We start from the raw sequence: 22,358 nt of genomic DNA, 5'->3' as shown, positions 1-22,358 counted from the left end.
AAGACGCAATACACAGCTAAGTCAAGGAAGTCGGTGCGCTGGTCAAGCAGTGTATAGAATTGACCGATCGCTGCGCTTCACCGGCGGCACACGGTAAGCCACGTTGTGAAGTTAAAAAATGGGCAGTCGAGCTCAGTCAAATGACAGTCGCACTTCACATGCGCTTTGCCACGCGTAGCTCTCTTGTTCCAACTCTTTATGCGTGCCGCTCCGTTGTAAGTGACGAGAGGCCTTTTGCAGCCATGTCTAAAATTGTTTCTATCTTCGAAAAGTCGACGGGCTTGACCAGATGATGGTTAAAGCCTGCTTTCAACGCGAGCTGTCGATCCGACTCTTGCCCATAACCCGTTATAGCTACCAGCACGACGCTTTTTAGCTGCTCCTGCAGCCGCATCCATGTCGCCACTTCATATCCGGTTACTCCCGGCAATCCGATGTCCAGCAAGACAACCTCAGGTCGGAACTCTTCGGCAGCGCGTATTGCGGCATGCCCATCATGAACTGTACGCACAGTGTGTCCCGACAACTCCACAATAAGTGCAAGACTGTCCGCAGTATCCGCGTTGTCGTCCACAACTAGCACCCGCAAGGAGTGCGCTGGAATCCCGGTGGTCTCCCTGGGAACCAGGGATGGTTTGGGAGTGGGCGAATGCACAACGGGTAGCCGTACAACAAACTCGCTACCTTGACCCGGAGTACTGAACACTTCTACGCCGCCTCCGTGGAGTTCGACCATTTGATGCACGAGCGCCAAACCGACGCCCAATCCCCCTCGCGAGCGGGCAAGCGAGCGCTCTGCTTGGGCAAACAAATCGAAGATGCGTGGCAACAATTCTGGGGCGATGCCAACGCCCGTATCACGGAGTCTTATTACACATTCTTCTTGATCCTGCTCGACCGTCAGCCAGATACGGCCTCCTTCGTCGGTGTATTTTGCCGCGTTCGTCAACAGATTGACGACTACCTGCTCCAGTCGTGCGGGGTCAGCGTGCAGCCATATCGGATTCTGTGATCGCGATACTAAAAGCGAATGTCCGCGCTGCTCCATAAGCGGACGCGTGGTTTCGACCGCATGTTCAATAATGTCGTTTGCTGCGACTGTTTCGTTTCGCAACAGCACCCTGCCACTAGTGATGCGCGAGACATCCATCAGATCGTCAACCAGATGCGTCAGTTGAACGACTTGGCGCTGGATGATGATGCATGCTTTCTGCTGAATGGGGTCATCGGATTCGTGCATGCGCAACAGGTGCACTGCATTTGCTATCGGGGCGAGTGGATTGCGCAATTCATGGCTTAGCATCGCCAAGAACTCGTCTTTGCGCAAATGCAGGTCCGATAACGCCTCGGCCTGCTCGCGCATGGTTTTCTGCATCCCGGAACGCTCGCTGATGTCCCGGATATTGCACTGGGCGACCGCTCGCTGACCGACTAAATACACATTGCTGATGAATTCAACTTCAGCGCTTATACCTTTCTTCGTTTCGAGGGGAAGATGATCGTAACGCACGTAACCGCGCTTTTGTAGCTCTCGATAAACCGCTTGACTCGACGCCTTGTCTCCGAAAAATCCGATTTCCCAGAGCTCTTTACCTAAAAGCTCTTCGCGTGAATAGCCAACCAACTCTGTCAGGAACGGATTAGCGTCTATAATCTCAAGCGTGAGTGCGTCTAGAATGAGAATCCCATCCTTTGCGCTTTGAAACAACCGCCGGTAACTGAGTTCAGAGGCCTTCAGAGCAGCGTCAGCACGTCGACGTTCCGTAATGTCCTCAATTGTCAACACAATCAAGTTCGACTCGTTATTACTGGCCTCCAAGAATTGAGCATTCAGCAGCATGACTCTCTTTCCGACTGTTCGTAAAACCACAGTTTCTAGACAGCATCCGGCTACCGGTAGCCGGCGTGAGATAACGGCGTTGAGCATTGTCCTCACGCGAGCGACGTCCCAGCGGCCGCCGTCCACGACGTAGATAAGTTGGCCTTCAACTTTGTCTTTCGCAATGTCGAAAGTACGATAGAACGACATGCTTGCCGTCTTGATTCGGAACTCGGAATCGAGAACAACAAAGGGATCGCTTATTGTCGCGATAATGTCATCAGGGTAACGCAGCTCGGAGGAAAGGCGCTCACGTTGGTCATTTTGAGCCGTTGCATCTCGAAAGATTACTAGACTTCCAGCGATTTTTGCTTTCGCATGCCAAAAGGGCAAGATGGCATGTTCGACAGGCAATTTACTGTGGTCTTTTGGAATCAGAAGAGCTAAACGGGATGTTCGCGGCGCAGCTCCAGCGCGCAATCCGCGTGAGATGCCACAATCGTTGGAACTGTCAGGGCCTTCCGTAACGAGCCTCAACACCCTGCGTAACGGTTTTCCCAAAGCATTGCCTCGCGTCCACTGCGTTAGCCGCGCTGCCTCCGCGTTGAGAAAGGTTATTTTCCCGAGCGCATCCGTGACAATGACAGCATCGCCAACAACACAGCTCATGGCCGAAAGCCATTTGCGTTGCCTGCGGACTGCAAAATTGTCGAGAGAGACGGTCATTTCGGCTCCGTTATTTTTCTGTGTCTGATCTTCATCACGAAACCGGCGCTGCAAGGCCATTTGCAATATCTCTCAGATGCAGGGTTCGAGAAACCTATAGAAATAAGGGACCAGCACTCAAGGCCGACTCTTCGCTGCGGGTATTTTTAACTAAAGGAACCCTTAACGTTGAAATGGTTTTGAGTGTAATCAAAGTTCTACCGTGGCTCTATTCTGCGCTGGAGCCAAAACCGGTATTAATCAGAACAATTGCCATTTGTCGGGTATTGCGGATGTTTCGCCTTGCCGATCTCGTGCGGGTTTCAGATTACCTCATATTTTGGCGGACGAACAAATATTTGACGCTACAGAAGCTTTCTCAAGTTGGGGTGAAACAATGTTTTGTTCGCGGACTGAATGTCGTGGGGGCCAGGGTTATGTTTCACCCGCTGTCGAGCGCCCGTTAATGAGACCACGATGCATCTGGCTAAACCGACGGCGCCACTTTTACAGTGTGTCTGCCAAAAAGGAAATAAGCATGTCAACAACCAGGGAGCGGGCATTTGTTCGGAACGGTGGTGAGCCCATCCCTGGGCAAGTGCAGCAACACAACCGATCCTCTGGACGGTTATATACCGTGACCCTGCTATCTCCGCTGAGACCTCTTGCTAGGCCAGAATAGTCAGCTTCTTGTCGGTCGCTTTCTCTCTACGCGAGTCTTCGTCAATAGCGTTATAGCCTGGGCGCATCCAACATTCTCGCAAGCGCGTAAAACGTGCCATAGGAGGGCGATTTCGTCATGTTTGACCATGTGCGCCGCGCTGATCGATGCCGCATCCACCTTCGGGCCTTTTTTCGATCCCTTTGGTCTGCTTATCGGATTCTTAAATTGATCCTTCCATCGCAACGCAGTAATGCTATTTACCTTGACGCCCTAAGCTTCGCCGCTTGGTTAATGTGTTCGATCTGTCTTGTCGAAAACACGGAGATGCGAGTAAGCATAAAATTGATCGCCAAGCTATGGCGTTACGCCGGTAGATGAGATGATGTACCAAGCTCGCTCAGCGCAAGAAATGCTAAGAGTGATGCGCAAAATGGTGTTCGAGGCCTAAAGGAGAGCAGTGGTCAGACGTATCCAATTGACGGCGTAAAGTGCAATGGGATGTTCCGGCCGGCTAATGCAGTCTGCATCAAGTCGTACTCCGTTTCCGATGTATTCATAAGCAATAGTATGTATCTGATTTTCCCTCGTTCCGAAAGAAATGGTGTTTCAACAAAGCGCTGATGCGACATTATTTACGTACCCTCCAGTGTATAAGTTCAATGCAGCTCTATTCCAAAAAATTCACTCCCGCGGCCCGAACCGACCGGCGCATTGTCACCTATACAGAACCCCTGCGTGCGCTGGTTGTTGGCGACAACATAAATATGGCGGAAGCACTCCCCTTTGTTCGCTCGATCCGATGACGTGCCGGATTGCGCTGGGCGGCGCCCGGGCGATTGAAATAGCAACGCTTGCGTCCGTGAAGTGATGGCATTCGGACATTTCGATGCCTGAGCCGGACGGGCTTGAGGACTGCGTACGCATAAGGAAATTTGCGAACAGGCAACATCGTGATCAGCGCTTTCACCGCACTCGACGAGGCGGACTTCCGCCGGCAATCCGGCTAAGCTTCGTTTTACAGCGTCCCCGTCGCACCTGAGAGCGTTAGGTTTCCGGGTAAAGGGCCTCGAAAGCAAGCGAGGTGAGTCGAGATAATTTTTAAGCTCGTGGGCGAAGAAGCCGGCTTGCTCATTGGCTGCTACTGTTTGTTTTCCTGCAGTGTCGCGCTGGTAACCGATTCAGTGACCGCGTCCGCAATCGCATTGTCCAGGCGCTGGTTGAGCGTTCTGAACTTATAGACCGCAAAAGGTGCGTCTCGCTCGTAGGCATGATCAGTGATGGCTTGGCAAAGGTCGCCGTAGTCTGCACCACTTGACCCACATCAAAGCGGAGGTCGAGTAACGCTTTACCATGTAATGCAGCGGATGTTCCGATTTCCGACGCTTGAGAGATGCAATAAATACTGAAAAGTATCACGTAAGGTTGATGGCTAATCTGAGGGCAAGGCAATGAACACCACAAATGATTCCGCTGATTCAATTCGGGAAATCAACCTCTCGTACGTTCTGCTCGCGCAGAAAATGCTGCGTTTGGACCGGGCTAGAAGCGAGGCTCGACTCGGGGTGACAGGACGAGTGGCGGACATTCTTGTTGACTTGACAATGCCTCAGACCATGTTGCTCTCTACAGCGCCTCACCTGCTTTGCGCTTTTCGGTTCAATGAACAGTCCATATTATCGTCGCTGTTTCGTGCGGGTGAGCAAATCAAAGTTACGCCTGAGGAGTCAAAGCTGGCGTTTGCCTCTGTAACCCGAAGGGCAGCGTTATCTGTGTGAATAGTTTCGAATGATGTCGAGCGCCAACGCGTGGATGTGATGGATGACGAGTTGCTGTTGTTTGGTGATGCCGAGGTGAGCGTGGGCGCAGCCGTTAATGCTCAAACCGTCATCTCGATTCGCGATGCGCAGAGAAAAAGCTTACCGCGAGAGCTTCCGGTTGATTCGGTTGAGTGGGAAGCGGCCGCGCTCGAGTTCGCTAAAGATACGGATCGGGTGTCAACAGGCGAGAGCAATCAATCCTATTGTTGAACCTAGTAGCCGGTAGCCTGGGGCGTGCAATAGAGGCGCAGAGATCCGGCGTATCGTCTGCGGGCGACCGCAGCGACTAATGCACACGAGCATAAAGCGGATATGGCCAACGCTAACATCGCCACGATACAATCTGTGAACGCCGCAAGAATCGGCGGGAAGACGCGCCGATAAATTTGCGGTACTTGCTAAGCGTACCGCCCGGTATCGGCCGTGAAAGGACGTTTAATCCCTTTCCTCAGCGTAACCCGGAGGAAGAGCGTTTCGATTGTCGCGTGCCTCAACGGCAAACAGCTGGCCGATCAGCCGAATGAATTCACTTACCGGATGATTGCCGCCGCGCTGTTCCTTCGGGAGGTCCTCTTCGGCCTCAATCAGGTAACGTCGAGCGTGCGCCCAGCATCCGAGGTGCGCCAGTTGGTTTGTTCGGGCGATTTTGTTGTACGGCTCGTAGCCAATGGAATGAGCGCCTCCCACCCATCGTCGAATAGGAAGATCATGGAGGCTTCCAAAGCCAACTTGGAGAAACGAAAATGACGCTCATGCCTGTTGGGATTGATATTGCCAAGAATGTGATGCAACTGCACTACATTGACCAGGAGACGGGCGAGATTGTGAACAAGCCCGTCAAACGCGCGCAGTTGCTGGAGTACTTTGCAAATCGGGCGCCGTGCCTGATCGGAATGGAAGCTTGCGGCGGAGCTCACCACTGGGCGAGAGAGCTCTCGAAGATAGGGCATCAGGTGAAATTGCTACCGGCCGAGTTCGTAAAGGCATTCAACATTCGCAACAAGAATGACGCAGCCGATGCACGGGCGATCTGGTTTGCAGTACAACAGCCCAGCAAACCCGTTGCTATCAAAACCGAGATACAACAGGCTATGCTGGCCTTGCACCGTGCTCGGCAGCAACTGGTCGAATTCCGCACGATGCAGATAAATGGATTGCGCGGCATGCTGGCCGAGTTTGGTGAGGTCATGGGGCGAAAGCGTGCCGGAATGGTAAGTGCAATATCTGACGTGTTGGAGCGGGTTGCCGAGCGGCTTCCCGCCGTGCTCATCGATACCTTGCGCGAGCAGTGGAATCGGATACGAGAACTGGATGAGGCAATAGGAGGGATCGAGCGGCGCATGCGCGAGTGGAAAAAGGATGATCGCGCAGTAAAAGCCATAAGCGAAATTCCCGGCGTCGGATTGCTGACGGCGACAGCCACGGTTGCGATGATGGGCGACGCCAAGGCGTTCAAATCTGGCCGAGAATTTGCTGCGTGGATTGGGCTAGTGCCGAAGCAGACCGGTTCGGGAGGAAAGACAAAGCTGCACGGAATCAGCAAGCGCGGGGACGCTTATTTAAGAACGCTTTTAATCCACGGCGCGCGTAGCGTCGTGACTAACGCCAAAGACCCCGGGACATGGGTTCAGCAATTAAGGAAGGGCCGGTCTTGGAACGTAGTGATTGTCGCATTAGCGAACAAGATGGCCCGAACAATCTGGGCAGTGCTGGCTCGCGACCGTCCGTATCAAAAAGGATATGTGAGTGCCAAACCGGCATGATCATAATCCTGTCGAAGAACACAGTTTGCAGAAGATAACGTCGAAAGGTTGCGCAGTGATCGAGTGTGATGACAAAACAGGTTGGACCGAGACTCACGAAACCTGAATGAGCGACTGAGCGTTAAGCTCGCGTAGCCAGTGAGGTGTGAGTAAGCGGATTTCATTGGGGGCCGCAGCGGTGTGATCAGCTGTAATAAGCCCGGATATACATCTGCAACCATTCTGTCGAATGCTGAACACCGATACTTGTGCAAACGGGGGGCGCTCATATACGTCGCTCATCAACACCGCGCCGGGTTTGATGCCCGCATAGAGCACGGCGGCCTGCGCCGCGCTGCGTGTGGGACTGTAGCTGAACATTCGCACTGGTGGTCCGGTACCGTTCATCTGTGCCCACATGTAGCTCTTGCGTTGTGCAGCACGGCCTGGCTCTTTTAGTACCTGCACCGTCGTTTCATCGCCGTAGACGATGTCGGCCTCGAGCAAGTGGTCGCGCATCAGGTTAATCAGCGGCTGCACTGCCGTACCGACGCGCACTACGCTTGCTGCAAGCGTGCCGCGCGAGAGATCGCCACCGAAACGGTGCAGCAACGCGGCGATTCGGTACAGCGGCAACGCGTCAGCGAACTTACTCACAACCACCCATGCAAGCGCTGATTCAGTGAGTAAGCCCTTCGGGATAATGCGCGCAGGTGCCGGCGTCACCTTGATTCCAAGGTCGCAGCAAAGGCATGCGTATTTGATTCGCTGGTGCTGAATGACGCGAACCTGCTGCGGCACGATATCGAGTTGTTCGCTGATCTCGGCGCCGATCTCGACCAGTGCATGGCCGTCGTGTGCGCAGACGCGTTCTAATTCGGGCAACTCATGGCGCACGACCTCGCGAGGCAGCATTGGGTCCAACGGTTTGCGCCCACGCTTCTTGCGTTCATGCGCGCCGACTTCGACGCTCTGTTCCGTTTCGGTCTCTTGCACCGGCTCGCATCCCATTGCGAGCGCTTCTGCTTCGTTCAAGAAGAGGTCGCGTTGTTCAGCGCCGCGCACTTCGCTCTTGGAGGCAAACAGCTGCCGCTGATAGGCCTTAAGCTTCTCGCGCAGCAAATCGCGTTCGACTGTCACCACACGCAACTTACCCTTCATGGCAGCGAGTTCTGCGCGCAGCGCCTGCAGTTCGTCGGTAGAGGATGAGGATGGCGGCGGCATCGCTGAGTTAGACCAGCGATGCTGGTTCGCGTTTCAGCTCACGCGCTGATAATAGCGCCTCGGATGCGCGCGCATCGCTTCGATGTCGATGCCCTCGAGTAACCAGTGAAGTTGCTCTGTCGCAGTATGAGCGCCGCTTCCTTGCGCGGCCATACGAAGCGGTCCCGCTCAAGGCGCTTCATTAGAAGCCAGAAGCGGTTACGGTCCCACAGCAGCATCTTGATGCGGTCGCGCCGCTGATTGCTGAACACATAAACCGCGCGCGCGAATGGATCGAGCTTCATTGACTGCTCGACGATGGCTGCGAGCCCATTGATGCTCTTGCGGAAGTCAACGGCGTCGCGATGCACATAGACCTTCAGTTCATCGTCCAGGCGGAACATCGCACCGTTCTAGCGTCTCGATCATGGCCGATAGCAACGACGCGTCATTGCCGCTGCATTCAAACCGGAGTGTGACGCCGTTGGGCATCTGCACTGTCAACCGCGCCGACGCCAACGCGGGCGAAAGCGTCCTTGCTGCAGGGGTGTGCCGTTGTGCCTTCGCGGATTCGGGTACAACCACCGCTTCGTGACTATCGACTTCAACTACCGGAACGAAAGATGTGCCAATTGGCGCTAGGGACGTGCCAGCTAGTCGCTGCTGATGCAGCTTGATCCACTTGCGCAGCAAGTTGGCGTTGACCCCATGCTTGAGTGCGAGCCCGGCGACCGAAGCACTCGGCTCAAGACACGCTTCCACCAACTTCTGTTTGGTTTGCCGGTCATATCTGCGCTTGCCATCCCGACCAACGGTGACGACCTTCAGGCCGGTCGTTTCTGAGTGTTCTTCTGTCATGAAGGGTGTCCACTGATTCGAAAACAGTGGACATAGCCTGCACGCTCAAATCAAAGAGTTCCAGACGTCCATTTCTGCGCGCTTACTTCACATGTCGATGCGTGAGCCTGTCCGGTAAGATCCGCAGCAAAAGAACGTCGCGAGCGGCTGCAGCCGTGTTGGTCGCTGCGGTCACCGTTTGCAGTTGCACGCTTTGGGTAGTCAGCGCACGATCGCACCACTGGCAGAATAGGGTTATCCTTCACGCTAGAATTTCTGATCTTGGGAGAGCTGAATGCTGCGAAAAATGGAGGTTGACGGGTACGAGATAGCTGTCACCGCGTCTGAGGTACTCAGACCAATGCAGTCCAGCACGGCCATCGAGGGTTACCGAGTAGCCGCAGTTATCAGTAGAAATGACGGCGGCGGTGTCGTTGGTCATTTCCTCTGCGACGTTATTGCCCAGGGAGAAGTGCATTTAACGCTGGACGCCGCGCTCGACTATGGCGAACGGGAAGCCCGCGCAAGAATCGCAAGCGGTTTTACAGACCAGGTTTAGAGATAATTTTACTTTGACGAGGTCTTGTGCCACCTGTGCTGCTTTGTCTGGGGAGCAGCCCGAGGAACGCAGCGAAATCGCGTCCAGACCTGAACGTCTTCGCGTCTCCGAATTTTGCAACCAGTGCTGTAGCAGTAAGCCGGCCGATGCAAGGGACTTCTGCGATCGCGCGGCTGGCAGCTTCCAGTTTGTGACACGCATCGATGCGCTTCTCTAGAAGCTCAATATCATCCTTAATGCCGTCGATGCGTCGAAGCTGATCCTGCAGGTGCGAAGTTATTGTTTGGCGCTCGCTACGAATTGAGTACAGCACCTGCAGCGACAAAGCTCGCACCAACTTCTCTGTCGCAATGCACGGCCGGCGTCCTTTCGCGTCAGCCTCCTCCATCCGCGCGAACACATCGTCCATGGGGTTAAGGGCGTTATTGAGCCACGTGTGAATCGGACGCGACGGATGGTCCTTTGGCAGGAATACATCCAACTTCAACACCGTGAACGTCGATTTGGTAAACCCGCCTGGACCGCGCGTCCTTTCCATCGCGTTCTCGTTGGTAACATCAGCTCAACGATTACGCCTGCGTCCGGGATGACCGTTCCGCGGGGTATTTCAACAGCCTGCCGAAGTTCAGTGAGCGTTACGCCCTGGATGGTTATAGAGTAGTATGGATAACGCCCGTGTGTTCCAAGGCAAGCGCCGCGAACGCGAATCGCCTGCCGGAACACCGGACCTCCCCCTTGCTTAGATCGCGCAACGAATGAGGAGGTACGGCTCATGATGCATAATTTTCTGGCGAATAACCGTTCTGAATTAATTGAGCGGTGCAAAGCGAAGGTCGCACAGCGGCCCTTGCGTGCTGCAACGCCCAAGCAGCTGCAAAATGGTGTGCCAATGTTCCTGGAGCAACTGATCAAGACGCTCCGTGTCGAGCAGACCACCAGGCCATTGGATAGCCGAGAGATCTCCGGTCCTTCCGATGGTGAAACGTCAATGTCGGAAGTTGGAACATCTGCGGCACAACATGGCCGGGAACTACTCAGTCTTGGGTACACTGTTGATCAGGTCGTACACGACTACGGCGACCTGTGCCAGTCGATCACGGACCTCGCGTTTGAGCGTGATGCACCCTTTCAGATAGACGAGTTCCGAACGCTTAATCGCTGCTTGGATAACGCGATCGCAGACGCGGTGACAGAGTTTAGCTACCAGCGCGACTCTGCTGCAGATGAGAAACGCACTATCGAGGCGAACCAGCAGGCCGGATTTTTTGCGCACGAATTGCGTAACGCGCTCGGAACTGCATCGCTTGCGTTTGTTGCTGCCAAAGCTGGAAATCTGAGTTTTTCGGGAGCAACGGGATCGATATTGGAGCGTAGTCTGATAGCGCTGGGCGAGCTGATCGATCAATCCTTAACTGAGATTTACGTGACGGCTGGGAAAACCGTTCATTCGAAAATGTTTTCATTGGCGGAATTTATCGACGAGGTGAAGCTGGCGGCAGAGCTACTGGCTCAAGTCAAAGGCTGCAAATTCACGGTGTCCCTTGTTGACGAAGAGCTGGCGATCAGCGGGGATCGAAACCTCCTCTATGCAGCGGTTGGGAATCTGGTGCAAAACGCTCTCAAGTTTACGCACGCTCACACCGAAGTGACTCTGAACGCTTACGCAGTCGCTGATCGCATCCTTGTTGATGTCAAGGATCACTGCGGCGGGCTTCCGGCTGGCGAGGCCGAAAAAATGTTCCTTCCATTCACGCAGAACAGTGACGACAAAAGCGGACTGGGGCTTGGTTTGTCGATCGCGCGACGCAGCGTGGAATCGAATGACGGGACTCTGAGCGTAAGAGACGTGCCTGGAACCGGGTGCATCTTTACAATCAACATGCCGCGGTATTCGACGACCGCCCAAAAAAGCTGAACTTCAGCGGGCCTCTGGCAGGTGAAGATGGCTTGCTCCGCTGATTTCATCCTCGCGCCTCTCACCATGACGCTTAGGCTCGCTATACGATTAGCGACGGCCGTTAATTACACAGAGTGAGGCCAAGCATCGTCACGATCTCGTCAGCTGAAACCGGTCGGCTGAAAAGATATCCTTGCGCTTCATCGCACTCGTTCTCGCGTAGGAAAGCCAGTTGCTGTTCAGTCTCAACCCCTTCTGCGATGACCTTGAGGTTCAGCATGTGACCCAACGAGATGACGGCCATCGCAATCGCCTTGTCATCCGGGTTTGCTGGAACGTCACGAATGAAGGACTGGTCAATCTTGAGTCGGCACACCGGAAATTGCTTCAACGCGCTGAGGCTGGAATAGCCTGTTCCGAAATCGTCGATGGACATCTGGACGCCCATGGTCTGCAGCGCCTCCATTTTTATAATCGCCTGCGGCACATCTTGCATGATGAGACTTTCGGTCAGTTCCAATTCAAGGTAGCAGGCTTCCAGACCGCTATCCGCCAAGGCTCTCGCGACACGATGAGTCAGGTTCTTTTCGGCGAATTGGCGTGCGGACACGTTGACCGACAAGCGGATCAACGGCATCCCTGCGTCCTGCCAAGCCTTATTTTGCTTACACGCTGTCTGAAGCACCCATTCGCCGATGGGTACGATCAACCCGGTTTCTTCGGCTAACGGAATAAACCTGTTTGGCGAAATCACGCCTAGCTCGGGATGCTGCCAACGGATTAACGCTTCCACGCCAATGATTCGGCCAGACAGCAGATCGATCTGTGATTGATACAGCAACAAGAACTCGTTGTGCTCAATAGCCCTGCGCAATCCATCCTGCAGCACGAGCTTTTCTTGAACTTTTGCATTCATCTCGCTCGCATAGAACTGGTAGTTATTTCGCCCCATGTCCTTCGCGCAATACATGGCAGCATCTGCGTTCATCAGCAACGTATCGATATCAGTCCCGTTTTCGGGATATATCGCTACGCCCATGCTGCATGTCACCTGAAGTTTCTGTGCACCGACCTGGAAGGGCTGCGCGATCTCGTCCTGGATGCGCTGCAGCGTGTGCGCGATACCTTCCATGTTGTCGGGCGCGTCGAACAGAACGATCACGAATTCATCGCCGCCCAGGCGCGCAACCGTGTCGATGCTTCGTACGCACTTCACCATCCGGTGCGCCGCTGTTTTAAGCAGCTCGTCGCCAGCGCTATGGCCCAAGCTGTCGTTGATTAGTTTGAACTGGTCGAGATCGAGGAAAACTACCGCTACATCGCGACCGTCACGATCGCTGTGAAGCAAGGCTTGTTGGATACGCTCTTCCAGAAGTGCCCGGTTTGGCAAGCCGGTCAGCGCATCGTGAAGGGCCATGTGCCGAATGCTGTCTTCCGTGTTTTTTCGCTCTATCGCGATGCCCGCAATGCGCGTAGCGATATCAATCATCTGGGTTTCAATCGGGGCCGGCTTGCGTACTTCCTTGGCATACAACGCAAATGTCCCCATGACCTTGCCGTGATGCGACAAAATAGGAGTTGACCAGCAGGCGCGAAGGCCATATGCGCCAGCTAGTGCCCGATAGTCATCCCAAAGCGGATCCAGCGAAATATCGGCGACGATGACGGGCTCGCCCCGATGCATTGCCGTACCGCAAGAGCCGACCTTCGGGCCGATTGGAATGCCATCGAGAGCCTGGACGTAGGCGCCTGGAAGACTGGGAGCGGCGCCATGCCGCATATGCGCTCCATCAGCGTCCAGCAGCAAAATCGACGCGGTCATTCCGATCAATTGTGACTCGACAAGACGCGCCAAGCTATCCAAAACTCTGTTGAGAGGCGTGCTCATTGCGATCATCTCCAGGACCCGCCCTTGTTCTTCGCGTAGGACCCCGGCTCTCTTACGTTGATCGATATCGTGCACCACCCAGATCGCGCCCTTGGACAAGGTTGCACGATCGACCGAGATCAGGGTTCGCTCAACCCATAAAACCGTGCCGTCCCGGCGCTTGAGTTGTATGTCGCCCGCGTGCACGCCTTCGAGTTCGATCGCCGCGTAAGCCGAATCTCCATTCTCCTGATATTGCTGGTTCGATGGATGCAATCGATCGGTCGAGACGCCCGTCAGATCATCGACCTGATAGCCAAACATGGTGGCAAACGAATGGTTGCACCGGACAATGTGTCGATCTACGAGAAAGGCAATGCCCACGCCAATATTGTCCAGAATGATCTTCTGTTCCGTCATCAAGGCAACGATTTCCTCCTCTGCTTGCGAGCGAACAAGTGCCTCGTGCTGCAAGTGAGTATTTTGTGTGTCCAATCTTTCCTTGATAACGCTTAACTCAGTTGTTCTTTGCTTGAGCTGATTGCGGTCCTTCAGCAACTCGTCGACCGCGCTCGCCATCTCATCTATTTCATCGACGCGCACCACCTGTGTCGTCACAAGCGTGTCGTCGGTTGATTCTTGACGAAGATGCCGGCTAATGCCGCGCAGCCGCGCAAGTACATGCCGCCCCATGAACAAGTACGCGATGAGCCATGCCAACGTCAGGCTGCAGGTGAGTATGGCCAGCACCCACTGTTGGTTGCGATTCGAGACACCAACAAGCGCTTGGACCGCTTCCTTGTAGTCCAAGGTAAAGTAGTTGGATTGCCGCCGTGCAACTAAAACTAGTGCGATTGACTGCTTCTGCAGTTCATTGTGGAAGCGCAGCAGCCCTTCGTTCTCTTGGATGAGCCTCATCCGTAGCGAAAATAAATCCTTCGCGTAAGGATTGATACTCCCAGCTTTCCTCGACTGAAAATCGTCAGCTTTGGCTCGCACAGTCTTAGGCAAACCGTCTGTCGCCTTACCCGCCTTCTCGAACTGGGAACGCAGTTGCGTTACGTCCTCTGTGCGCTCCGCGCTGTCGAGACGATAGAGCACATTCGCCAGTGCAAATCCCTCTCGCGTGTGGGCCGCCTGAAGATTCGCAATGCGAGCTTTGAGCGTCTGCGCAAAAACGGCCTCGGTTCTCAAGGTGCTCTCGCGCAGTTGCGCCACGATATTGGCGGTACTGCGAAACAACTGGCTCGATTGCTGTAAATCGAGAACGTCTACATTTTCGCTAAACGCGCCTACGCGCGTCACAAGGCGGTCAAGCGTGTTCAACTGCACAACCATGTCGGAATAACTTGAATGCATCGTGTCGAGCGATCCAGTGTTGAGCAACTGATAGGTCGAGCGTTCTATCAACACCGTCTGTTCAAGCAGGTCCTGTACGTCCTGCATGCGCACCAGCCGTTCTTCTGTCAGTTGTCGCGCAGCGATGCTCGAAGTTCGCAGGGTGTAGACAGCCGTCATGGCGCCCGCAAGGATCAGCAATGCCAACACTGAAAGCGCGAGGGCGAACTGGCCGCGAAGCGATCTTGGCGTCATGCGACGGAGCATGCTTGCTACCATGTCGGTCAAGGCCAACCCTAACGTTTCCATATGCGCCGATAGATGTCCCTATAGTCATTTTCAGGGTCGTACTGCAAGCGGTCGCCACCATCGAACGCAATATTATTGGTGTCGACAAGGTGAACCGCCGCCACGAAGCCGCTGACCGGCTTGCCTGCAAATAGGCGGTTCAGCTCATCTACGAGTTGCCATCCTTGCTGATTGAGCGGTTCAGCTACAGTTCCGGTTTGATAGGTTTTCGCCTGGATACGTAGAAACGCGGTGGCGCTACCGTCGCCGGCTGACAACAAGCTTAGTCCGTTGCTGGGCACGCCAGCCTTGGTCAACGCGGGAGCGGCATAATCGAAGTAGATATCGTTGATGGCAAGCGCGACCGTCCAACGCTTCCCATATCGCGCGAGTAACTCTTTTGTTATCGCCGGCACTTTCTCGCCGCTTTCAGAGATGGCAACGTCGCGCACCTCCAGCAAAGTGCATTCTTTACAGGCATGGATGACAGCTGCCATGGCATTCGATTTGGTCAGCGCAATTTCGAATTTGGAATCCGTCAAGATTACGACCCCAGCATGACCGTTTGACTGCGCCACCGCTCCCAAGGCAGTCACGCGAGCGACTTCTACCGGGTCTGTCGTCACATTCATTGCGACGGGCGTGTCGGCAAGAGGACCCGGCTTTGACCCGGCATGCCACGCGACGATCGGAATTCCCCGACTCGCGATCCGTGCGAGCTGACTGTTGCTGTCCTGTGCGTCGGCGCCACATAAGATGAGACCGTCCGGGCTTGACGCCACTGCTCGTTCGAACGCCTTCAGGCGGCCGGCTGATGTGCCTCCGGCGTCGAATATTTTGAGTGACCAGCCCATCGTCCGGGCAGCCTCGCGCACCCCCTGTGCGACCCCGAGGATCCCGCCATTACGCAGATCTTCCGATATGAAAGCGATACTTTTTCCCGGTTGCGCGGATGGACCCGATTCAGGCCCAGCCCACGGAACGCCGTGCAGCGTCGCTTGGGCGATAATCTGTTGCGTTTGGGCAAGGGTTAAGGGAATGGCCGAAGCGGGTTGTCCCGAAGCCGACAGCGGGTTACTCCGGGCAAGTTGCGGTACGCACAGGAAAAGGCAAATGCCAGCAGTTTTGAGTACGGGCAGAACAGCCAGGATGCGTGGAGCGCGGATGAACAAGGCTTTAAACGATATCAACCAACCAGTACCTTTACTTTGTGGCTTAAATGACATCACACCGCCTTGACTTACTTCGCTTATCTGATCCGGCCCTCGCGCGAAACAGCTTAAATGGGCAATTTTGCTCGTACTAGCACATGCCCCAAGCTTTCCACAAACGACCAACCTACCGACTGCGTTCCGATTTTTAGCCGCAAATAGTTTTCCTAAAAGCGACGGAAGCGATTTACTGAACGAAGCATGCAAATCAGATGCCGTGCGTATACGGTGCCCTATTTCCCGTAGGAATGTTTGCAAAATAGACCCAGGGATGTGAATTAATGTGAAAACGTTGTAAGAAGCACGATTAGCAATTGAGACGGATGCCATTGTGCAGGTTGCGTCGCGGATCGCGTAGGACGACTTGTCTCAACGCGACAAAGGAAACTGCGCCGGCTGAATCGATATGCGATTGCCTGTGGCGTGACAATCTAGTGATGTATGCACTCCATGGCATTAGTCAGCAAATCAGTTGCGACTAACAATTGTGGTCGTCGCTGGTCTCGACGCCTACAATCAAAAGAAAGCGACCTGCGTAAGCGCGCAATTTGGATTAATGTGGTGGTAACGACTGCACCAGATTTCTACCGCTGAAAATCTACTTCTACCTCAATGTGAGTTTCGCATGAAAATCGAAATACTCAAACAAGCAGTGTTGGACTCATGTGACGGCATCACCATATCGGATAATCTTGTTCACGATAATCCTTTGATCTTTGTCAATCCATCATTTGAAAGCATGACTGGATATTCATCTGAAAAAATCATGAACTTAAACTGTTGTTTTTTACAAAACAACGACCGTGATCAAGCCGAATTAAAAATTATCAAACGTGCCTTATAGAAGGCGAATATTGCCTTGTAATAGTGCAAAATTACCGAAAGATGGCCCGATGTTTTGTAACGAGCTAAGTATCTCTCCCATCTACGATGCTAACGGAGTCGTAACCAATTTTATCGGAATTCAAAAGGATGTGTCAGCGCGAGTAATCATCCAGCAACAGTTGCGAGACGAAAATCTGTCGCTGGCGGAGATACGAATTAATCTGGAACAGTGGCAATCAAGGATGGTTTGACGGGGATCTACAACCGACGGTTTTTTGATATGCAGTTGGAAATTCAATGGGAATTTCACGTCGCAGTAGCGAACCATTGACCGTAATCATGATTGACGTCGATCACTTCAAACAATTTTATGATATGCACGGGCATAACGCCGGCGATATCGCATTAAGACGGGTTGCAGAGAGCTTAAACAAATCCTTCCTGCGGAGCTCAGATTTTGTTGCTAGATATGGCGGCGAAGAGTTTGTAGTACTGTCCGTTGGCATGACCCAGGATCAGGCGTAGTTGTTTGCCGCGACACTATGTGAGCGAGTTCGTAGCTTGGAAATCCCGCATGTTGTATCTAGCACAGGATATTTCACTGCCAGCATCGGCGTCTCGGTTCATGCTTCTGCACATGTGATCACGCGAGCACATTACTGGGTCTTGCAGACAAAGACCTCTATGCCGCAAAACAACGAGGCAGAAATCAATTTTTTAGCTTCTAGCTAACAAAGCGGGCCAGTTTGCCGCGTTTAAAAGTATAAAGATGAACTTCTCCTCGAAGCTCGTGCTTTCGCGCTGTCGCTAGTCACGATCCGGCGTGCACACGGGAAATCGAATTTGAGCGCTTTCCGGTCGGAAGCGTTGAGTGCGCGGCAAGAATCGAGGCATGTACTGCCGATGTGATCCGTGCGACTTTGTTGGACCGGCGCGTATTGCCGCGACAAAGCCGATCAAAGCTGACCAAAGCCGGAAATGGCTAGGCTGAAACTATGAACATCAACCGGCCTCCTGCAAGTAAAGTGGGGCTTGTCCCCCTCGCGGCATTTTTGCGCCCCGCACCGTGACGCTGAGGTCCGCTATATGACTAGCTACGATCCTTATTTAACAGGGCAAGACCGAGCAGCGTCGGCTAGGCACGGAAGTCGATCGCTAAATACGTGACGTGGTGCAACAAGGAAAGGCCTCATTCAAGTCTTTCCTACAAGACCCTGGATGAAGCTTACTTCGCGATGCTGCCCGCGATGAAGATGGCAGCGTGACCGCCCAGCGTTCCACTTAAAAATCGCAAAAAACTGTCCGAACAAACGGGGCCACCTCTCTCTCGATCATTGGGCGCAAGCCCCTTTCTGCTCTATAAGCACATTTTCGTGTAGGCGAAGGGATTTTCGGCTTCCAATGGGGTATGGCACAAACGGTGCTCACGACGGTCCAACTTCTGAGCCCCTATGCCTTTCAGCCTCGAAAGTTCAATGCAACCCTATCTCAAAAACTCGCTCGCGCGAGCCTGGACCGACCGGCGCATCGCAGCCTACACCGAACCTCTGCGCATATTAGTGGTTGACGACAACTTAAATGGGGCGGAAGCACTTACTGCCTACCTATTGCTTGACCCTATGGAGTGCAAAATTGCGTCAACTGGCGCTCAAGCCATTGAAATGGCAACGGCTTGGCTGCCAGATGTGATTGTGATGGATATTTCTATGCCCGAGCTGAATGGGCTAGAGGCAACGCATGCGCTAAGGCGTGATCTGCGAACGGGCAGCATCGTGATCATAGCTTTCACCGCACTCGATGAGGCTGAGGTTCTCCGGAACCTATTCCACACGTCGTTCGATGGCTACTGTCAAAAAGGACAGTCGCCGCTGGTGCTAGTGGCACTAATCAATTCTTTTGGACGCCAACCCCGAGGTAGGTAATGTTAGAAATACCTTTTTTCGGCACGGTAACTATTGCTGTCCGCTTGACGTGTCCGTAAGCTCGGACTCTGCTTTTACACAAGTCTTGTCCTGCGGCTTCCAATGATTGATACGCCTATTCACCCGCTGCGCAAGTTTTCCGACTTCATTCGCGAGCATCGGGTTCGACTGACCGAGCAGTGGATGAAGACCGTTTTCGGCGATGTCGACCTCGTCGGTGCTGACAAGCTCACTACGAGCAGCTCGCCGATCACTTGCCGGAAATTCTCGACGGGTTGTGCGCCGCACTCGACGTCGAAGATCTCGAAAGTGTCGAGCCCGCGATCGAGCGAGACGCGCGAAGCCACGGGTTGGTCCGGTGGCGCCAAGGCTATCGGATCGAGGAGCTCGTGCGCGAACTCGATTTATTTCATCGAGCGCTCGCGGACGCACTGGAAGAATTTGCCGACCAGGACAGCACGTTCACTCGCCGCCATGAAGGTCGGGCGCGGCGCCTTGTCGCCGAAACACTCAGCAAGGTAACGCTCACGCCGATCAGAGAAGTGGTCAGCGAACGCGACCGCAAGATCGACGAGTACACAGGCCAACTGGAGCGCGCCAATCACGAGCTGACGCTTAAGCTACGGCTGGTCAGCGATCTCTACGAATCGCGCATGCAGATCACGCGCAGCGTGGTCCACGATCTCCGCAATTTCCTGAATGCGTTTTCGATCGCGCTGCAGCTGGTCAGTCGTGCGCCCTCAAAAGCCGACGTGGCGCTGACGATGGCCACCCGGCAGGCCGCCGACATGAAAGAGCTCGTTGGTCAGATGGTCGAATACTCGGTCGTGCTTGGCGACGCCGCTCCGCTCACGCTCGAACACGTCGAATTGCGAGAACTCTATGATGAACTCGTCACTTCCGCGCAGCCGGCCATCGAGGCGAAAGGGCTGACTTGGCGCACGAGTTTCGACCCTGCGCTGTCCTCTGTCACCTCCAATCGCCTCAAGCTGAAGCAGATTGCCCTCAACCTCTTGTCCAATGCGACGAAATACACGAAGTCGGGGGAAATCAATCTCGGCTTCGCCATGGCGGGCTTGATGCTTTGGTCGATCCACGTGTCGGATACTGGCGTGGGTATCGCGCCTGAGGACTCAGACCGAGTGTTCGACGAGTTCGAACGGGCCGCAGGCCAAGATGTCCCTGGCGCCGGTCTTGGTCTCGCGATCGTCAAGGAGCTTTGTAGAATATTAGGCGGGCAGATCGACTTTGTTTCTCGCGAAGGCGTAGGGACCACAATCGAAATCCGCTTTCCTCTGATCCTGGAAGAACCGGTGAGTGTGCCGCCGACTAAAGATCGGTATGACTGACAGCAATTGAACCGGAAGCGGGCGTTGAGGCCCTGTGGGCCCGATCCGGCTAATGGGTCGATCACGACCGGTCAAAGACACCGCTTGAATGCAGCAGGACCAGAAAATCAACGTAAGCGGTGTTTTCTCCACACTACGAAGGAAGCGTGAGGATCAGCGGTCCGCTAAAACGGCATATCGTCGTCACGCGGCGCGGCCAATGACCGCTTCACAATCTTTAGCCATTCCTTCAGTTGCTTGATGTCTTCGAATACGAGCAGGTCATGTTCAAGGGCGTGGAGGCTCTCCTGCAGCGAGAAGATATCAGAGGCAAGATTGCGCATGATGGTGCCGGGCGACACGTCGATGAAGGGTGGAATTCCGTAGCTGTGCTTGAATCCGTTCTCGACATGCAGGATTTCGTGGTCGAGTTCACCGACCTGTTCCTTTAGTATCTTGTTGTAGTGTTTCAACCGGTCTTCGCCGATGTTGTTGATGGCGCTTTGGTCGATCAGGATGAAGAGCGCTGGCTAGTTTTCGGTAGACCTCGCGAATCGATAAGCTGAGCTCTGCCTGCTCCGCTTGTTCTCGTGCCTCTGCAGCGAGTTGTTTAGGGGTCCTTTTTTCGTTTCGCGCGGCGTTCTATCATCAAACTTGGCGGCAGCTTCACTGTCAAAGTCAGATTCGCTGTAACGGTTGTAAATCGTCTTAAGCTCCGGATCATCGCTCTCGGCGACCAACTCCCCCGCCAAGTCGCTGATCAGGTCGGCAATCGTGCGCCGCTCGGATTTGGTCAGCCCCTTCATATCGTATGTTTGGTCCAGGCGATAAACGAGCTTGGTACGCAAGTCGATGGAAGTTTGCTCAAGGGGCGCGAACTCGCTAAGGTATTTCCGATGGAAGGCAGGCATTGCAGCCTCCCAGGCACTCAGCCGGGCACGCCGCTTTTCGATCTGCTTGATCAGCGTGTTGAATGCCTTTTGCCCCTTCGACAGATGAGCCTTATTGTGGTCGGGAGCAATGCTGATGGCCCTGAGTCATAGGATGATTTCCGCTGGTCGATGCTAGAGAGCGAGCAGCCACTATTTTTCGCTGGCGCTTGAGCACGCCGCGTAAGCGCTTGAATTGTTTTGCGTGCGCATAGCCGCCCGCACGACAACGCAGTTGCGGGCCTTCGCGTGCATAAGTCTGTTTGAGTGTGAGTCCGGCTCGTTGCGCCAGTTGCACAAGCTTGGCACGCGCCACCTCGAGCAGGCGGCTGTCGCTCGGGTAAGCAATGGCTTTCTCCTGCACCGTTGTATCAACAATCACGCGTTCGAATTCGGCAGGCGTCACCGCCTTCATCTGCACAGCGGCCGCGATAGTCGTCGCTAGCAATTCCTCGACACCGGCCTCGCCCAAGGCCTGACGAAAGCGCACTAAATTGGTTGGATCGCACGGCAGACGCGGCTGAAAGTACTCTTCGCCACAGAAGAACTGGAAGTACACGTCCTGTGCCCAGCGCTCGCACACCGAGTCGACACTTTCGTTGTATGCATGTTTCAGATACAGCAGACCCACCATCAGCCGCGTGGACAAACGGGGACGTCCTGCGGCACTGACGCCGCCGGCAAGCTCCAGCGAGTTCACTCCAAACAAATCCACCGCTTCGCTCACCCGGCCCGTCGCGTGAACGCCGCTCTAAAATCGGCGCGAGCGTCGCTTCGATCGACGCCCACGACATCCTCGTCGCCAACACAGCGAGCGGGTGACGAAGATCAATCATCGAGTCCAGGCGACTACGAAAAAAATCAGGCGTGCTCATCGGCGACCGCTCCGAAACTCCCAGGATGTTAATCAGATCGATATTCTTTCTGGGAGTTGTGTTACTAACCAACTAACTGCATTGCCTAACCCAGCGGAGCCTCACGTACTTTCTGCAAGGCTGACTACTTATGGTTTGACGAAGCAAGCGCACGAGAATCGTTGACGCGGTATTCCAGTATTTTTTTGCCCCGGCACACGGGCGTGGGGCAAGACCTTTAAAAAAAGCCCGGCCACGACGGCCAATGGCTAAAACCTTGGCGCAGAAGGTTTCGATTGATATTCTTCTTATACGATGCGCTTTTTTTTGATGAACGGTTGGAAAATAAGCGAATCGGAAAATTAACTGAAAAACGGTGTAGCGAGAAAGAATAGGTTGCCTCACAGAAGCACCGCGCCACTAAAGCTGTAAATTGGAGATGCATTCAGACCAGTCCGCGCCCATTGGGGTGCTCTTTATCACCGGCGGGCACCCCAGTTCAGAATGCACCCTCATAACCTAACGCTAATGGACGGCTAGACGGTCGTGATGG

General features: G+C 54.2%; 14 protein-coding genes and 6 pseudogenes. 9 read left to right on the top strand and 11 right to left on the bottom strand.

The window, feature by feature from the left end; genetic code table 11:
- Window positions 1–196 precede the first annotated feature (196 nt).
- Window positions 197–2,605 carry a PAS domain-containing hybrid sensor histidine kinase/response regulator gene (locus AXG89_RS25310; protein ID WP_062173642.1) on the bottom strand — a complete coding sequence of 803 codons (2,409 nt, stop codon included), beginning with the start codon at window positions 2,603–2,605 and terminating at the stop codon, window positions 197–199.
- A gap of 2,031 nt (window positions 2,606–4,636) precedes the next feature.
- Here AXG89_RS25310 and AXG89_RS44800 point away from each other — a divergent pair.
- Complete coding sequence (locus AXG89_RS44800; protein WP_062173640.1) at window positions 4,637–4,963, top strand: flagellar transcriptional regulator FlhD; 327 nt, start codon at window positions 4,637–4,639, stop codon at window positions 4,961–4,963.
- 30 nt (window positions 4,964–4,993) lie between these two features.
- Window positions 4,994–5,215, top strand: coding sequence for a hypothetical protein (locus AXG89_RS25300; protein ID WP_144029438.1), 222 nt, complete (start codon window positions 4,994–4,996; stop codon window positions 5,213–5,215).
- Between the two features lie 273 nt (window positions 5,216–5,488).
- Here the strand turns inward: AXG89_RS25300 and AXG89_RS25295 are convergent.
- Window positions 5,489–5,671: pseudogene (locus AXG89_RS25295) on the bottom strand (IS66 family transposase); the annotation flags it as partial.
- 77 nt (window positions 5,672–5,748) lie between these two features.
- Here AXG89_RS25295 and AXG89_RS25290 point away from each other — a divergent pair.
- Window positions 5,749–6,768, top strand: coding sequence for an IS110 family transposase (locus AXG89_RS25290; RefSeq protein ID WP_062173634.1), 1,020 nt, complete (start codon window positions 5,749–5,751; stop codon window positions 6,766–6,768).
- 264 nt (window positions 6,769–7,032) lie between these two features.
- On the opposite strand, the pseudogene tnpC reads toward AXG89_RS25290, so the two are convergent.
- The 3 genes and pseudogenes from tnpC to tnpA form a co-directional block, all read right to left on the bottom strand.
- Window positions 7,033–7,971: pseudogene (tnpC, locus tag AXG89_RS25285) on the bottom strand (IS66 family transposase); the annotation flags it as partial.
- Between the two features lie 38 nt (window positions 7,972–8,009).
- A complete protein-coding gene (gene tnpB, locus AXG89_RS25280) occupies window positions 8,010–8,354 on the bottom strand; it encodes an IS66 family insertion sequence element accessory protein TnpB (protein ID WP_082771619.1) in 345 nt (114 codons plus the stop codon).
- Window positions 8,335–8,808 carry an IS66-like element accessory protein TnpA gene (gene tnpA, locus AXG89_RS25275; protein WP_062173632.1) on the bottom strand — a complete coding sequence of 158 codons (474 nt, stop codon included), beginning with the start codon at window positions 8,806–8,808 and terminating at the stop codon, window positions 8,335–8,337. Before tnpA ends, tnpB begins: the two co-directional genes overlap by 20 nt.
- Window positions 8,809–9,082: 274 nt before the next feature.
- Here tnpA and AXG89_RS25270 point away from each other — a divergent pair, with 274 nt between their 5' ends.
- Window positions 9,083–9,346: a hypothetical protein gene (locus tag AXG89_RS25270; protein ID WP_062173629.1), complete on the top strand. Its 264-nt coding sequence runs from the start codon at window positions 9,083–9,085 to the stop codon at window positions 9,344–9,346.
- On the opposite strand, the gene AXG89_RS43265 is transcribed toward AXG89_RS25270, so the two are convergent.
- A complete protein-coding gene (locus AXG89_RS43265; RefSeq protein WP_256936030.1) occupies window positions 9,330–9,512 on the bottom strand; it encodes a transposase in 183 nt (60 codons plus the stop codon). The two genes, AXG89_RS25270 and AXG89_RS43265, sit on opposite strands and share 17 nt — an antisense overlap.
- A gap of 117 nt (window positions 9,513–9,629) precedes the next feature.
- Window positions 9,630–9,884 (bottom strand): annotated as a pseudogene (locus tag AXG89_RS43260) (IS5/IS1182 family transposase); the annotation flags it as partial.
- 234 nt (window positions 9,885–10,118) lie between these two features.
- On the opposite strand from AXG89_RS43260, the gene AXG89_RS25255 reads away from it, so the two are divergent.
- Window positions 10,119–11,261 (top strand): sensor histidine kinase, encoded by a 1,143-nt coding sequence (locus tag AXG89_RS25255; protein ID WP_179197487.1) that lies wholly within the window; start codon window positions 10,119–10,121, stop codon window positions 11,259–11,261.
- A gap of 103 nt (window positions 11,262–11,364) precedes the next feature.
- Here the strand turns inward: AXG89_RS25255 and AXG89_RS44795 are convergent, their stop codons facing one another.
- Both AXG89_RS44795 and AXG89_RS25245 read right to left on the bottom strand, forming a co-directional pair.
- A complete protein-coding gene (locus AXG89_RS44795) occupies window positions 11,365–13,530 on the bottom strand; it encodes an EAL domain-containing protein (protein ID WP_442861760.1) in 2,166 nt (721 codons plus the stop codon).
- Between the two features lie 1,214 nt (window positions 13,531–14,744).
- Window positions 14,745–15,962, bottom strand: coding sequence for a substrate-binding domain-containing protein (locus AXG89_RS25245; protein WP_082771618.1), 1,218 nt, complete (start codon window positions 15,960–15,962; stop codon window positions 14,745–14,747).
- A 610-nt stretch (window positions 15,963–16,572) separates the two neighbouring features.
- Between AXG89_RS25245 and AXG89_RS43255 the strand changes: the two genes are divergently transcribed.
- From AXG89_RS43255 to AXG89_RS25230, 4 genes and pseudogenes are all read left to right on the top strand, one after another.
- Window positions 16,573–16,791, top strand: a complete 219-nt coding sequence (locus tag AXG89_RS43255; RefSeq protein WP_218778184.1) for a PAS domain-containing protein — start codon at window positions 16,573–16,575, stop codon at window positions 16,789–16,791.
- A 278-nt stretch (window positions 16,792–17,069) separates the two neighbouring features.
- Window positions 17,070–17,297, top strand: a complete 228-nt coding sequence (locus AXG89_RS43250) for a GGDEF domain-containing protein (RefSeq protein ID WP_069638441.1) — start codon at window positions 17,070–17,072, stop codon at window positions 17,295–17,297.
- Window positions 17,298–18,247: 950 nt separating this feature from the next.
- The gene (locus tag AXG89_RS25235) at window positions 18,248–18,694 is read left to right on the top strand and encodes a response regulator (RefSeq protein WP_062173623.1); all 447 of its coding nucleotides are present in this window, start codon (window positions 18,248–18,250) and stop codon (window positions 18,692–18,694) included.
- Between the two features lie 102 nt (window positions 18,695–18,796).
- Window positions 18,797–20,043: pseudogene (locus AXG89_RS25230) on the top strand (sensor histidine kinase).
- Window positions 20,044–20,207: 164 nt separating this feature from the next.
- Here AXG89_RS25230 and AXG89_RS25225 read toward each other — a convergent pair.
- Both AXG89_RS25225 and AXG89_RS25220 read right to left on the bottom strand, forming a co-directional pair.
- A pseudogene (locus AXG89_RS25225) lies at window positions 20,208–20,933 on the bottom strand (hypothetical protein).
- Between the two features lie 169 nt (window positions 20,934–21,102).
- Window positions 21,103–21,826 (bottom strand): annotated as a pseudogene (locus AXG89_RS25220) (transposase); the annotation flags it as partial.
- Window positions 21,827–22,358 lie beyond the last annotated feature (532 nt).

Origin of the sequence: Burkholderia sp. PAMC 26561, from assembly GCF_001557535.2 — a bacterium.
Taxonomy (GTDB): Bacteria; Pseudomonadota; Gammaproteobacteria; order Burkholderiales; family Burkholderiaceae; genus Caballeronia.
Note: the sequence above shows the minus strand (reverse complement) of the source record. Positions and strands in the feature narration are given on the sequence as shown.

What these genes read in the sequence shown, in the direction of transcription:
- tnpA (WP_062173632.1), bottom strand. Translation starts at nt 8,808, where the DNA reads ATGACAGAAGAACACTCAGAAACGACCGGCCTGAAGGTCGTCACCGTT.
- AXG89_RS43250 (WP_069638441.1), top strand. Translation starts at nt 17,070, where the DNA reads ATGGGAATTTCACGTCGCAGTAGCGAACCATTGACCGTAATCATGATT.
- AXG89_RS44800 (WP_062173640.1), top strand. Translation starts at nt 4,637, where the DNA reads ATGAACACCACAAATGATTCCGCTGATTCAATTCGGGAAATCAACCTC.
- AXG89_RS44795 (WP_442861760.1), bottom strand. Translation starts at nt 13,530, where the DNA reads ATGACGGAACAGAAGATCATTCTGGACAATATTGGCGTGGGCATTGCC.
- tnpB (WP_082771619.1), bottom strand. Translation starts at nt 8,354, where the DNA reads ATGTTCCGCCTGGACGATGAACTGAAGGTCTATGTGCATCGCGACGCC.
- AXG89_RS25235 (WP_062173623.1), top strand. Translation starts at nt 18,248, where the DNA reads ATGCAACCCTATCTCAAAAACTCGCTCGCGCGAGCCTGGACCGACCGG.
- AXG89_RS25290 (WP_062173634.1), top strand. Translation starts at nt 5,749, where the DNA reads ATGACGCTCATGCCTGTTGGGATTGATATTGCCAAGAATGTGATGCAA.
- AXG89_RS25270 (WP_062173629.1), top strand. Translation starts at nt 9,083, where the DNA reads ATGCTGCGAAAAATGGAGGTTGACGGGTACGAGATAGCTGTCACCGCG.
- AXG89_RS25245 (WP_082771618.1), bottom strand. Translation starts at nt 15,962, where the DNA reads ATGTCATTTAAGCCACAAAGTAAAGGTACTGGTTGGTTGATATCGTTT.
- AXG89_RS25255 (WP_179197487.1), top strand. Translation starts at nt 10,119, where the DNA reads ATGATGCATAATTTTCTGGCGAATAACCGTTCTGAATTAATTGAGCGG.
- AXG89_RS43255 (WP_218778184.1), top strand. Translation starts at nt 16,573, where the DNA reads ATGAAAATCGAAATACTCAAACAAGCAGTGTTGGACTCATGTGACGGC.
- AXG89_RS25310 (WP_062173642.1), bottom strand. Translation starts at nt 2,605, where the DNA reads ATGGCCTTGCAGCGCCGGTTTCGTGATGAAGATCAGACACAGAAAAAT.